The sequence below is a fragment of the Bacillota bacterium genome (assembly GCA_029961055.1).
Lineage (GTDB): Bacteria > Bacillota > Sulfobacillia > JAIMAT01 > JAIMAT01 > JAIMAT01.
In genome coordinates this window covers 144,933-157,644 of the sequence record JASBVM010000023.1, presented here as the reverse complement: position 1 = coordinate 157,644, position 12,712 = coordinate 144,933, and the positions used below count along the sequence as shown (strand labels likewise).

At 73.7% G+C, this 12,712-nt stretch carries 12 protein-coding genes; all 12 read left to right on the top strand.

All coding sequences use genetic code 11. From position 1 onward, the window contains the following. Positions 1-106: 106 nt before the first annotated feature. The 12 genes from icd (at position 107) to QJR14_07390 (ending at position 12,700) form a co-directional block, all read left to right on the top strand. Positions 107-1,330, top strand: coding sequence for an isocitrate dehydrogenase (NADP(+)) (gene icd, locus QJR14_07445; protein ID MDI3317433.1), 1,224 nt, complete (start codon positions 107-109; stop codon positions 1,328-1,330). Between the two features lie 19 nt (positions 1,331-1,349). Further along, positions 1,350-2,225 carry an NAD(+)/NADH kinase gene (locus QJR14_07440; protein MDI3317432.1) on the top strand — a complete coding sequence of 292 codons (876 nt, stop codon included), beginning with the start codon at positions 1,350-1,352 and terminating at the stop codon, positions 2,223-2,225. Beyond that, positions 2,222-2,686 carry an arginine repressor gene (gene argR, locus QJR14_07435; protein ID MDI3317431.1) on the top strand — a complete coding sequence of 155 codons (465 nt, stop codon included), beginning with the start codon at positions 2,222-2,224 and terminating at the stop codon, positions 2,684-2,686. Before QJR14_07440 ends, argR begins: the two co-directional genes overlap by 4 nt. A gap of 30 nt (positions 2,687-2,716) precedes the next feature. Beyond that, positions 2,717-4,450, top strand: a complete 1,734-nt coding sequence (gene recN / locus QJR14_07430) for a DNA repair protein RecN (GenBank protein MDI3317430.1) — start codon at positions 2,717-2,719, stop codon at positions 4,448-4,450. A gap of 164 nt (positions 4,451-4,614) precedes the next feature. After that, the gene (gene spoIVB / locus QJR14_07425) at positions 4,615-5,832 is read left to right on the top strand and encodes a SpoIVB peptidase (protein ID MDI3317429.1); all 1,218 of its coding nucleotides are present in this window, start codon (positions 4,615-4,617) and stop codon (positions 5,830-5,832) included. Positions 5,833-6,030: 198 nt separating this feature from the next. Beyond that, positions 6,031-6,819 carry a sporulation transcription factor Spo0A gene (spo0A, locus tag QJR14_07420; GenBank protein MDI3317428.1) on the top strand — a complete coding sequence of 263 codons (789 nt, stop codon included), beginning with the start codon at positions 6,031-6,033 and terminating at the stop codon, positions 6,817-6,819. A gap of 137 nt (positions 6,820-6,956) precedes the next feature. Next, positions 6,957-8,078 carry a putative cytokinetic ring protein SteA gene (steA, locus tag QJR14_07415; protein ID MDI3317427.1) on the top strand — a complete coding sequence of 374 codons (1,122 nt, stop codon included), beginning with the start codon at positions 6,957-6,959 and terminating at the stop codon, positions 8,076-8,078. 40 nt (positions 8,079-8,118) lie between these two features. Beyond that, positions 8,119-9,078, top strand: a complete 960-nt coding sequence (locus QJR14_07410) for a copper transporter (protein ID MDI3317426.1) — start codon at positions 8,119-8,121, stop codon at positions 9,076-9,078. Next, positions 9,075-9,803, top strand: a complete 729-nt coding sequence (locus QJR14_07405) for a glycosyltransferase family 2 protein (GenBank protein ID MDI3317425.1) — start codon at positions 9,075-9,077, stop codon at positions 9,801-9,803. Before QJR14_07410 ends, QJR14_07405 begins: the two co-directional genes overlap by 4 nt. Then, on the top strand, positions 9,804-10,622 hold the full coding sequence (locus QJR14_07400; GenBank protein MDI3317424.1) for a hypothetical protein: 819 nt from the start codon (positions 9,804-9,806) through the stop codon (positions 10,620-10,622). Between the two features lie 57 nt (positions 10,623-10,679). Next, positions 10,680-11,594, top strand: a complete 915-nt coding sequence (locus QJR14_07395) for a hypothetical protein (GenBank protein MDI3317423.1) — start codon at positions 10,680-10,682, stop codon at positions 11,592-11,594. After that, positions 11,591-12,700: a DUF3866 family protein gene (locus QJR14_07390; protein MDI3317422.1), complete on the top strand. Its 1,110-nt coding sequence runs from the start codon at positions 11,591-11,593 to the stop codon at positions 12,698-12,700. Before QJR14_07395 ends, QJR14_07390 begins: the two co-directional genes overlap by 4 nt. The last annotated feature ends 12 nt before the right edge of the window (positions 12,701-12,712 follow it).

The following is a 12,712-nucleotide window of genomic DNA, read 5'->3' as shown; positions in this document are numbered from 1 at the left end:
GCGCACGGGAGGCGGGGTCGGGACCCGGGGCCGCGGGGCGGGGCAGACCCGAGCATCAAGAAGCCGACCGACCCGTCCGGGAAGGCCGGCACGGGAGGCAGAGTCGATGCCGCAAGAGTCGCAGGAGTCGCGGGAGGAGATCGTCCAGGTCGTCGACGGCAGGATGGTGGCGCCGGATCATCCGGTCATCCCCTTCATCGAGGGCGACGGGACGGGGCCCGACATCTGGCGGGCCGCGCGCCACGTCTTCGACGCGGCCGTGGCCAAGGCCTACGGCGGCAGGCGCGCCGTCCGCTGGCTGGAGGTGTACGCGGGCGAGAAGGCCTACCGGCTGACCGGCTCCTGGCTGCCGGAGGAGACGCTGGAGACCATCAAGCGCTATCGCGTCGCGATCAAGGGGCCCCTGACCACGCCGGTGGGCGGCGGGATCCGCAGCCTCAACGTCGCCCTGCGCCAGGATCTCGACCTCTACGCCTGCATCCGGCCGGTCCGCTGGTACCGCGGCGTGCCGAGCCCGGTCCGTCACCCCGAACTCGTCGACATGGTCATCTTCCGGGAGAACACCGAGGACGTCTACGCGGGCATCGAGTGGCCGGCCGGGAGCCCGGAGGCCGAGCGGATCCTCCAGTTCGCCCGCGACAGCGGCCACCCGGTCCATCCCGGCTCGGGGGTGGGCGTCAAACCCATCAGCGCCTTCGGGAGCAAGCGGCTGGTGCGCAGGGCGATCACCTGGGCGCTGGAGCACGGGCGGAAGTCGGTCACCCTGGTGCACAAGGGGAACATCATGAAGTACACCGAGGGCGCCTTCCGGGACTGGGGCTACGAGCTGGCCGAGGAGGAGTTCGGCGACCGGGTGGTCCGCGAGGACCAACTGGCTTCCGCCGCCGCGAGCGACGGCCGCCTGGTGATCAAGGACCGGATCGCGGACAACATGTTCCAGCAGGTGCTCCTCCGCCCGTCGGAGTACGACGTGGTGGCCACGCCCAACCTGAACGGCGACTACCTCTCGGACGCCGTCGCGGCGCAGGTGGGCGGCATCGGCATGGCGCCGGGGGCGAACGTGGGCGACGAATATGCCGTCTTCGAGGCGACCCACGGCACGGCCCCCAAGTATGCCAACCAGGACAAGGTCAACCCGGGGTCCGTCATCCTCTCGGGCTGCATGATGTTCGAGCAGATCGGCTGGCCCGAGGTGAGCCGCCTGATCCAGGAGGCGCTGGAGCGGACCATCTCCGAGGGCGTCGTCACCTACGACCTGGCCCGGAACCTGGAGCACGCGCGCGAGGTGCGCACCTCCGAGTTCGCGCAGGCCGTGGTCGACCGGCTCTAGGCCACGGGGGAGCGAGCGGATGCGGCTCGGCGTCATCCTCAACCCGGCCAAGCCCATGGCGCTGCAGGCGGCGGTGGCGCTGGCGGCGGCCGCCGCCCGGCGGGGCTGGCAGGTCGCCCAGATCAGCGCGGAGGCGCCGGAGCCGCTCTCCGGCTTCGACCGGCTGATCCTCCTGGGGGGTGACGGCACCGTCCTGCAGTGGGCGGAGCGGATGGCCCAGGCGGGGGTACCGGTCCTGCCCGTCAACCTGGGGCACCTGGGCTTCCTCGCCTCCGTCTCGCTCCATCAGGAAGAGGAGCCGGACTGGGACCGCTTCCTCGAGACGGAGGGCTGGGTGGAGGACCGGCGCCGCCTCCTGGAGGTGCGCGTGGGCGACGGGCAGGAAGCGCCGCCCCTCGTGCTGAACGACGCGTTGATCGCGCGGCAGCGTTCCGGGCGGACGCTGGAGGTGGAGCTGCGGGTCGAAGGCCGTCTCCTCTACCGCTACCGGGGCGACGGCCTGCTGGTGGCGACGCCCACCGGCTCCACCGCCTACGCCTACGCGGTGGGGGGACCGGTGGTGGACCCGGCGCTGCCCGCCCTCCTCGCCTGCCCCGTGGCGCCCCACGCGGCGCTTCCCCGGGCGGTGGTGTTGGCGCCGGGGCGGGAGGTGGAGGTCGCGGCGCCGCGCGCCGACGACGTGGTGGTGGTGCTGGACGGCCAGAGGCAGCGCGAGGTGCCTCCCGGCCGGCCGGTGCGTGTCCGGCTCTCCACCCGGGAGGTCCGCTTCCTGCGCCCGGCCAGCTACCACCCCGTCGACGCGCTGCGGGAGGGCCTGCGCCGCATGGAGGGCCTGGAACCGGCGGGGGAGAGGCCCCCCGATCGCTTCCGCGCTCCAGGGGAGGGGTCCGGTTGACCAGCAAGGCGGAGCGCCAGCGAAGGATCCTGGAGATGGTGCAGAGCCGCGTGATCGCCACCCAGGAAGAGTTGGCCGAACTGCTCGGCAAGGAAGGTTTCCCGGTCACGCAGGCGACCGTCTCCCGCGACATCCGCGAGCTCCAGCTGGTCAAGCTCGCCACGGGGGACGGCCGCTACCGTTACGCGCCGCCGCAGGAGGCACCCAGCCCGGCCCGCATCGACCAGTTGAAGCGGATCTGCCGGGAGTCCATCCTGGGATATGATTCCAGTTGCAACATGGTCGTGATCCAGACGCTACCGGCGACGGCGGCCAGCGTGGCCGAGGCCATCGACGTCCTGCACTTCGAAGAGGTGCTGGGAACGCTGGCCGGGGAGCGGACGGTCTTCGTGGTGGTCAAGCCGCCCGAGGCTGCAGACCGCTTCCTGGCCCGCCTGGCCGACCTGATCGCAGGCTCCTGAGCGCGGGGAGGCATCGAGGTGCTGCGCGCGTTGGAGATTCGCGACCTCGCCCTGATCGAGGCCGAGGAGCTGGAGTTCGACCGCGGCTTCCACGTGCTGACCGGGGAGACCGGCGCGGGGAAGTCCATGGTGGTCGACGCGCTCGGCCTGCTCCTGGGCGCCCGGGCCAGCCCCGACCTGGTCCGCCGCGGGGCCGAGCGCGCCCGCGTGGCCGCCTGGATCCGCCCGCAGCAGGCGGGCGAGGCGGAGGAAGATCGCCTGCTGGTCCGCGAGGTGAGCGCCGGCGGCCGCTCCACCGCCCGCGTCGACGACCGGCCCGTCACCCTGGCGACGCTCCGCGAGACCGCGTCGCGCTGGCTGGCGGTCCACGGCCAGCGGGAGACCTCCGACCTGCTCTCGGCCGCCCGCCAGCGCGAGCTGCTGGACCGGTTCGGCGGCCCCGCGCTCCTGGAGGCCCGGGACCGCTTTCGCGACCTGGCCGCCCGGCTCCAGGAAGTCCGCCGCCAGCTGGGCGAGGCGGAGAGCCTGGAGCGCGACCGCCTGACGCGCATGGACCTGCTCCGCTTCCAGGTCCAGGAGATCGAGGCGGCCCACCTGGAGCCCGGCGAGGAGAAGGAGCTGGAGCGGCGCCTCGAGCGTCTCCGTCACGCCGGGCGCCTGCACGAGGCGGCCGAGCGGTGGCTCCAGGCGCTGCGCGAGCAGGAGGAGCCCCCGGCCGCGCTCACCCAGCTGGGGGCGGCCTCCCGCGACCTCTCGGAAGCGGCCCGTTGGGACCCCGAGCTCCAGCCCGTCGCCTCCCTCCTGGACGAGGCGGCCGCCTTGGTGGGCGACGCCGCCACCCGGCTCCGCCACTATCTGGAAGGCCTGGAGTTCGAACCGGGCGCGCTGGAGGCGGTGGAGGAGCGGCTCCTGCTCCTGCACCAGCTGGAGCGGAAATACGGCCACGGCAGCTCCGCCATCCTGGAGCACGCCGAACGTGCGCGACAGGAGCTGGAGAAGCTGGAGCGGGCGAGCTTCGACGCCGAGCAGCTCCGCCGCCGGGCCGAGGAGCTGGAGCAGGAGGCGGCCCGGGTGGCGCTCCAACTCTCCCGGCTCCGCCAGGAAGCGGCCCGGCGCCTGGAGGAGCGGGTGCCGGACGAGCTGGCCGCGCTGGGCATGCCCTACGCCCGCTTCCAGGTGGCCTTCCGCCGCCGTGCCGACCCCGCCGGCCTGCCGCTGGAGGGGGAGCGCTGGGCCTTCCACCGCGACGGCATCGACGAGGTGGAGTTCGTCCTCGGCGTCAACCCGGGCGAGAAACCCGGGCCGCTGGCGGACGTGGCCTCCGGCGGCGAGCTCTCCCGCATCCTGCTGGCGCTGGAGACGGTGCTGGCCGAGGCGGACGACTGCGAGACGCTCGTCTTCGACGAGGTGGACGCCGGCGTCGGCGGCGAGGCCGGCCGGGCGGTGGGCGAGAGGCTGGCACGGTTGGGCCGGCACCGCCAGGTGATCTGCGTCACCCACCTGGCGACGGTGGCGATGCTGGCCGACGTTCATTTTCACGTCGAGAAACGCATCGAGGCGCAGGGCGACGGCGCCGCCGCGCCCGAGGAGGCCGACGAGGCGCTGCGCACGCGGACCCGGGTCCGCCGCCTCGAAGGCGAAGAGCGGGTGCGCGAGATCGCGCGGATGCTGGCCGGCGACCCCAGCCGCCCCACCTCGCTGGAACACGCCCGCACCCTCCTGGAGCAGGCCGAGCGCTGGAAGGGGCGGGCGGTCAGCGCCTGAATGGCGCTCGTTTCCATGGGTGGACACCGTCCGCCCAGACGAAGACTTCTACCGCGCGAAAGAACCGCCACATAAGCCCGTGACGCGGCCGGACAGTCTAACCCGCGACGGCGCGGCCGGTCTCTTCCGAGACGGTCGCCTCGTCAGCGGGGAGCGTGAGCGCCATGAGACGACCCGCGACGCGGGCGCTCTACGCCGTCTTCCTCGCCGCTCTGGTCCTGGGGGCGGGCGCCTTGTCGCCGCAGCTCTGGCGGTGGGCCCGTTTTCCCTCCGCCATCTGGACCGGCGAGGGCGGTCACCTCGCCCTCCTGACGCCGCTGGAAGGTCGCCTCGATGCCGGGGTGCCGGGGCGGTACACCGTGCGGCTGCCGCTTCTTCCCGGGCTGCAGGCGGCGAGCCGGCCGGTGACGGTTCACGTGATGCCGCCGGTGGAGGTGATCCCCGGCGGCGAGTCGGTGGGCGTCATGCTCCGGGCCAAGGGCGCCGTCGTCCAGTCGCTGGCCTCCTTCCCGGAGTCGCCGGCGCGGGCGGCCGGGATCCGGCCGGGCGACGTGATCCTGGCGGTGGACGGGCGGCGCCTCGACGGGATCGGCGACCTGATGCGGGCGGTGGAGGGGGCGGGCCGGGCGGGCCGGCCGCTCCGGCTCCAGATCCAGCGGGGCGCGGCCGTCCTCACCCTGGAGGCTCGCCCCAGGAAGATCGACGGCCAGTACCGCCTCGGCCTCTGGGTGCGGGACACGGCGGCCGGCGTGGGGACGGTCACCTTCTACGATGCGCAGAGCCGGACGGTGGTGGCCCTGGGTCACCGCGTCAGCGACGAGCAGGGCGACCCGTACCCGATGCGGGACGGGAAGTTCGTCACCGCGCTGGTCTCGGGGGTGAGGCCGAGCCGGCAGGGGGAGCCGGGGGAGAAGCTGGGCGTCTTCCTCCACGTCCAGCAGCCGCTGGCCACCATCCGGGCGAACACGGCCTACGGCCTCTTCGGCCGGCTGTCGGGCCGGCCCCCGGCGAAGCGGCCGGTGCCGGTCGCCTGGGAGGATCAGGTCCGCCCGGGGCCGGCGGAGATGGTGACGGTGGTCCAGGGGCTGCGGCCGGAGGCGTTCCGGGTGGAGATCGAGCGGGTGATCCACTCCGACCAGCCCAGCGCCCGCTCGTTCGTCCTGCGCGTCACCGACCCGAGGCTGCTGCAGGCGACGGGGGGGATCGTGCAGGGCATGAGCGGCTCGCCGGTCCTGCAGGACGGGCGGCTGGTGGGTGCGGTCACCCACGTCTTCGTCCACGACCCGACGCGGGGGTACGGCGTCTTCGCCCAGTGGATGCTGGAGCAGGGCGGCCTGCTGCACGGGAAGGAAGACGGGAAGGAGCTGTCCATGGTCTCCTGAGGAGGCGGGGCGGACCCCGGGACAGGGACCCACCGGTACGGGGTACCGCCCCCGCTTCCCCTTTTCTACCGCGATCCTGGCGAAGCTTGACGAGAATTGCGATCAATCCCCCCTCCGGGGAGGAAGGGCTCCGCGGAATGGACGCGCATTCCTTAGAGGAGCGCGCGGCGATTCCGATCGATGAGGGGGTACCGACGGGTGGCAGCACTCTCCCACCTTCCTTCTTCTGCGACCACGATCTGCATCGCGGACGACAACGCCGACTTCTGCGACCTGCTGGCGGAGTTCATCGAGTCGCAGCCGGATTTCCGCCTCTGCGGCGTGGCCAACAACGGCGAGGAGATCCTGGAGCTGATCGAGCGGGAGGAGCCGGACGTGGTCATCCTGGACGTGATCATGCCCCGGCTCGACGGGATCGGCGTCCTGGAGGCGCTCAACGCCCGGCCGGCGGGGAGCCGCCGGCCGAAGGTGGTCCTGCTCACCGCCTTCGGCCAGGAGAGCATCTCCCAGAGGGCGGTGGCGCTGGGCGCCGACTATCTCATCCTGAAGCCCTTCACGCTGGACATCCTGGCCAAGCGGGTCCGCCAGCTGGTCCGCGACGAGATCGCGCCGGCCTCGCCGGCGCCCAGCGACCGCCATCTCGACATCGAGGTCTCCAACCTCCTGCACGAGATGGGCATCCCCGCGCACATCAAGGGCTACCACTACCTGCGCGAAGCGATTCTGATGATCGTCGACCACGTGGAGATGCTGGGCGGCGTGACCAAGGAGCTCTACCCCGCCATCGCCAAGCGCTTCGACACCACGCCCAGCCGCGTGGAGCGAGCCATCCGGCACGCCATCGAGGTGGCCTGGACGCGGGGGAACATGGAGGCGGCCCAGCGGATCTTCGGGTACACCATCCGCTCCGAACGGGGCAAGCCCACCAACTCGGAGTTCATCGCCATGCTCGCAGACCGTCTCCGTCTGGAGAGCCGGGTCGGCTGAGCGACCCGGCAGCGCTCCCCCGGGCGGCCGAGCCGGCGTGGAAGGCGCGTCCACCCGCGGCGCGGGGCGCGCGGAAGTGTGCCCTTCTTCACGTAGCCTATAATGTGGACGGCGTGGAGCGGGGTGACAGGACCGACATGCGCGTCACGGGCAGGATCCGGGTCGACCGGAGGACGAAGAACCTGGCCCGCAGGCTCCGCAAGTCCGAGATCGCGGTCATCGACCACTGCGACCTGGACGAGGTCGCGGCCAGGAGCCTTCTGGAGCGGGGCGTCCGCGCCGTGCTCAACGCCAGCCCCTGCTTCTCGGGCGGCTACCCCGCCCGCGGCACCCCGCTGCTGGTGGAGCAGGGGGTCCCGGTGGTCGACTCGCTGGGTTCGGAGCTGATGGACCGGCTCCGCGAGGGCGACCGCGTCGAGGTGGTCGACGGCCGGGTCTATCTGGGCGGACAGGAGCTGGCCGAGGGACGGGTGGTCGACCAGGAGGTGGTCGCCCGGGAGCTGGAGCGCTCCTACCGGCACCTGCGGGACGAGTGGGACGCCTTCCTGGAGAACACGCTCAGCTACGCGCAGAGGGAGAAGGAGCTGATCCTGGAGCCCTTCCCGGTGCCTCCGCTGCGGACCCGCCTGCGGGGCCGGCCCGCGCTGGTGGTCACCCGCGGCCCCCACTACAAGGAAGACCTGGAGGCCTGCCTGGCCTACATCCGGCACGAGAAGCCCGTCCTGATCGGCGTCGACGGGGGCGCCGACGCCCTGCGGGAGTTCGGGTTGATGCCCGACCTGGTGGTGGGCGACATGGACAGCGTGGAGGACGAGACGCTCCGCCGGGTGCCGGAGAGGGTGGTCCACGCCTACCCGGACGGGTGCTCGCCGGGCCTGGAGCGCGTCCGTCGCATGGGGCTGGAGGCCCACGTGATCCCCGCGCACGGGACCAGCGAGGACGTGGCCCTGCTGATGACCTACGAGGCGGGAGCCTCGTTGATCGTGGCGGTGGGGACGCACACCGGCATGATCGACTTCCTGGAAAAGGGAAGGAGGGGGATGGCGAGCACCTTTCTCGCGCGCCTCAAGGCGGCGGACCGGCTGGTCGACGCCAAGGGGCTGAGCCAGGTCTACCGGCCGCCCAGGCAGTTCGCCGGCCTCTGGCAGCTGGTGCTGGCCGGGCTCCTCCCGCTCGCCATCATCTTCAGCATCTCTCCGCCGCTCCGGTCTCTCCTGACCCTGTGGTGGCTGAACCTGCGCGTGGCCGCAGGACTCTAGGCGCACGGATCTTGCCGCCGGCGCCGCTGGGGGCTCCGGTTTGATCGATCTCCGCACCCACATCGTCTCTCTGGTCGCCGTCTTCCTGGCCCTGGGCATCGGACTCCTCCTCGGCCTGGCGCTGGCCGACCACCAGCCGGTCTCCCGAACGCAGCAGGAGCTGGTCGCCCGCCTGGAGAGCCAGTACGAGCGGCTCCACAACGACAACGAGAAGCTGGCCAGCCGGGTGCAGCAGCTCAGCCGGACGGCGGCGCTCGCCCGTCGGGACAACGGCGACCTGATCGAGATGCTGGTGGGCACCCGCCTGAAGGGCATCCGCGTGGCCATCTTCGACCTCGGCGCGCCCGACCAGGAGGCGGCGATCCGCCCGGTCCTCCAGACGGCCGGCGCCGAGGTGACGCTGATCGCCACCTTCCCCGGCCCCTTCGAGCCGGCCGACAGCCAGGGCTGGCAGGCCTGGTCGCAGGCGCTGGGCGTGCCGGTCAGCGACCCCCAAGGCCTGAAGCAGGCGGCACTCCAGACCCTGGTCCAGCAGCTGGGAACCCCTGCCGCCGCCGGTCCGGCGGGGACCCGGATCGACGGCCCGCTCTTCTCCCGGCTGGCCCTCTCCCAGGGCCTGGTCCGGGTCAGCGTCCTCCGGCCGGGTCCCTACGACGCCGCGCTGATCCTGGTCGGCCCCGACGGCTTCAGCCCCCGCCAGGCCTCCGAGCTGGCCGGGGCCCTGGCGGACCTCCTCCACCAGAAGGGGGTCCGCGTGGTGGCGGCCGAGCCGTCGACGCTCCAACCCTCCGTGGTGACGGCGCTGGCGCAGGCCGGGGACCTCTCCACCGTCGACGACGTGGATCGGGTCCAGGGGCAGGTGAGCACCGTCTACCTGCTGGCCTCGCTGGCCTCGGGTTCCTACGGGATCAAGCCGGGAGCCCAGGCGGCCTTCCCGCCGGGCATCAGCACGCCGGCGCCGGCGCCGCAGAGCCGGTCGTCGGGGGTGAGCGGGGGGTGACCTCCCGCCTGACCGAGACCGCCGCCGTCATCATCCCCGCCTACCAGGAAGCCGACCGGATCGGCGAGACCCTCCGCGCCCTCCGGGCGGCCGGCTTCCGCGAGATCTGGGTGGTGGACGACGGCTCCACCGACGCCACCGCCCGCCGTGCCCGCGAGGCCGGGGCGAGGCTCCTGCGCTTCGCCCGCAACCGGGGCAAGGGCGCCGCGCTGACCGCCGGGCTCAACTCCAGCAGCGGCGACCCGATCCTCTTCCTGGATGCGGACCTGGGAGAGAGCGCGGCCGAGGCGGTCGCCCTGCTGGCGCCGCTGGAGGCGGACGAGGCGGACATGGCCGTCGCCGCCTTCCCCGGGCCGGCGCGCGGGGCGGGCCTCGGCTTCGTGGTCGGCCTGGCCCGCTGGGGAATCCGGCGGTTGACCGGCTGGAACCCGCGTTTTCCCGTCTCGGGCCAGCGGGCGCTTCGCCGTTCGCTGGCCCGAGCCATCGCCCCCTTCGCCCCCGGTTTCGGCGTGGAGGTGGCCATGACCGTGCGGGCACTCTGGCGCGGCGCCCGCATCCGGGAAGTGCCGGTGGCCTTCCGCCACCGCCGCACCGGCCGCGACCTGGCCGGCTGGCTCCACCGCGGGCGGCAGCTGCGGGACGTGGCGTGGACGCTCCTCGGGCTCGCGCTGGAACGGAAGCGGCCTGCGGCAGGGCGACCGCGCCGCCGGGAGGCCGGAAGCTGAATGGGCGGCGTGCTCGGAGCCTGGACGCTCCCGGGCGCGGTGCTCGGCGCGGCGGCGCTGGAGGCGCTTCTCGCCTGGGGCCTCGCGCGGGCCCTGGAGCGCCGGGGGCACGTGCGCGCCAACTACCGGGGGCGGGTGGTGCCCACCAGCGTGGGGGTCAGCTTCCTCGCGGCGACGGGGCTGGCGGCGCTCCTCCTGCGCGACCCGGCGGTGGAGCGGGCTTGGCTGGCGGCCTGCCTCATGGGGCTGGTGGGCTTCTACGACGACGTCCACTCGGCGGAGCAGGCGCGGGGGCTGGGGGGGCACCTGCGGGAGCTGCTGCGGGGCCACCCCACCAGCGGCCTGCTCAAGGCGGTGGCAGGTCTGGCCGCAGGGGGCTGGATCGCCGGGTCGGCGGGGGGCGGCTGGCTGGCGGTGGCCGGACGGGCGCTGGAGGTGGCGCTGGCGGCCAACGTGGTCAACGTCCTCGACCTGCGGCCGGGGCGCGCGGCCAAGGCGCTGCTGGTGGTGCTCGCGCTCCTGCCCTGGGTGGGGGTGACGCCGGCGGTGGCGGCGGCCGCCTGGATCACGCTCGGCGCGGTGGCCGCCTGGCTCGGCTTCGACCTCCGGGAGCGGGCCATGCTGGGCGACGCGGGGGCCAACGCCCTGGGCATCTGGGCGGGCAGCCTGCTGGCGCTGGGCGGCGGCCCGGAGGCCGTCTGGATCGGGCTCGCGCTGGTGGTGGCGCTCCAGGTCGCGGCGGAGCTGACCTCGCTCTCCTCCTGGATCGAGCGGAGCCGCTTCCTCGACTTTCTCGATCGGCTGGGCAGGCGAATGTGAAATCCTGGCGAAAATGGGCGCCGAGTGGTGGCTCTGGCTTCTAAAGGGGGAGACGGGATGGAAAAGGAGCGCGCCCCGGTCAGTGCAGAGGAGATCACCGCCCTGGTCAAGCAGCTTCCTTCCGTCATCGGCGCGCGTGTGGTGGTCAACGAGTGGGGTGGCATCGAAGAGATCCACGTCCTGGCCACCGACGAGCGCTCCCCCAAGGCGCTGGTCCGCGACGTCCAGAGCGCCCTGGCGGCGCGCTGGGGCCTGATGGTCGACTACCGGAAGGTGAGCATCGCCCAGCAGGCGGTCCCCAGGGCGCCGTCCCACATCCGCCTGGCGGTGGCCTCGCTCCAGGCAACCACCGATCTCCTCAAGGACGTGATCCGGGTGGAGGTCAGCCTGGAAGAGCAGGCGCCGGCAGCCACCCTCTGGCCGCTGGACCCGCCCGGCAAGCTGGCCGGCCCTTTCCGCGGGGTCGCCGAAGGCGTCCACTCCGGGCGCGGCATGCTCCGGGTGGGGGCGGAGGCTGTGCTGGCCGCCCTCAACCAGGCGGTCGACCCGCAGGTCCGATTCTTCCTGGAGGAGGCCGGCGAAGGAGGCATCGCCGGCCGCCGGCTGATTCTGGTCTCGGTCCTCCTGCGCACCAGCCGCGTGGAGGAGCCGCTGGTGGGGGCGTCGCTCCTCGCCGGCGACCCGGTCCGGGCGGCGGTCAACGCGGCGCTGGACGCCTGCAACCGGCGGCTGGGCCGGGTCTACGCCGGTCGCTACCGCTCGCCCAACGCGCCGCACTACACGCCGGCGGAGGCGATGGTGGAGCTCTCCCGGCGCCAGCTGCGCGAGGCGGCGGCCGCCCGCCTCGCCGCCGAGGAAGCCCGCCCCGGCGCCGCGACCTCGCCCGCGACCCCGCCTTCCTCCTCGCGCTCGGGTGGAGAGGCTTCCGGCGCCGAGAAGGGAAAGAGGGGCGGAGGCGGGGGTGGCCGGTGAACGGGCAGGGCTCGTTCGGCGCCTGGATCCGGCGCGGCCGCGTCACCGCGGTGCTGCGCGAGCGCCCCGGGTTCCAGGAGCTGGCGGTGACCGTGGAGGTCGCGGACGGAGACGGGGTCGGGGGGGAAGGCCGGGCCTGGGCCTTCCCCCCCTTGCTGGGCGGCCGCCTGGAGCCCGGCCAGGCCGTCTGGCTCAACGTGACCGCCGTCCGCCTGGGGCTGGGCAGCGGCGGCCGCCACCTGGTCGTCTCCACCGACCCGCCCCGGCTCCAGCAAGGCCCCCCGGCCGGCCACATCGTCAAGCTTCGCTACACCCCCTGGCAGCAGGCGGTCCTGGCCTGCGAGGAGGAGGCGGGTCCGGCCCACCACCTCCTCCGGGACCCCGCCGCCACCCTGGCGGGCATGCCGGTGGTGGCGGGGGAACTCCACAGCCAGCTTCTGCCCGTGCTCCTGGGCGCCCGGCGGGCCGGCGCGCGGCGGATCGCCTACGTGATGACCGACGGGGGCGCGCTTCCGGCCGCCCTGAGCGAGACGGCCGCCGAGCTGCGGCGCATGGGCTGGCTGGAGGCGGTGATCACCGCCGGCCACGCCTTCGGAGGGGACCTGGAGGCGGTGGCGCTCCCCTCGGCGCTCCTGGCGGCGCGCTGGGCGGTGGGCGCCGAGCTGGCCGTGGTCCTGATGGGACCCGGCATCGTCGGTACCGGCACCGCCTTCGGCTTCACCGGCGTCGAGCAGGCCTGGGCGCTGCAGGTGGCGGCGGCGCTGGGAGGCGTCCCGGTCGCCGCGCTCCGGGTGGGCCAGGGGGACCCGCGGCCCCGTCACCGGGGTCTCAGCCACCACTCGCGGACGGTGCTGGGCCGCCTCGTGCCCGGTCCGGTCTGGGTGGCCCTGCCCCGGCCCTCGCCGCTGGAGCCGCCGCCGGAGCTGCTCCGCCGCCACGCCTGGGTGGAGGTGGGGGTGGCGGAGCTGGACGCCGCCCTGGAGGCGAGCCCGCTTCCTCTGCGGAGCATGGGGAGGGGAGTGGACCAGGAGCGGCCGCTCTTCCGCTTCGCCGCCGCCGCCGGCTTCCTCGGCGGCTGGCTGGCCGCGTTCTCCGGAGCGGCCTAGGTGCATAGGGGT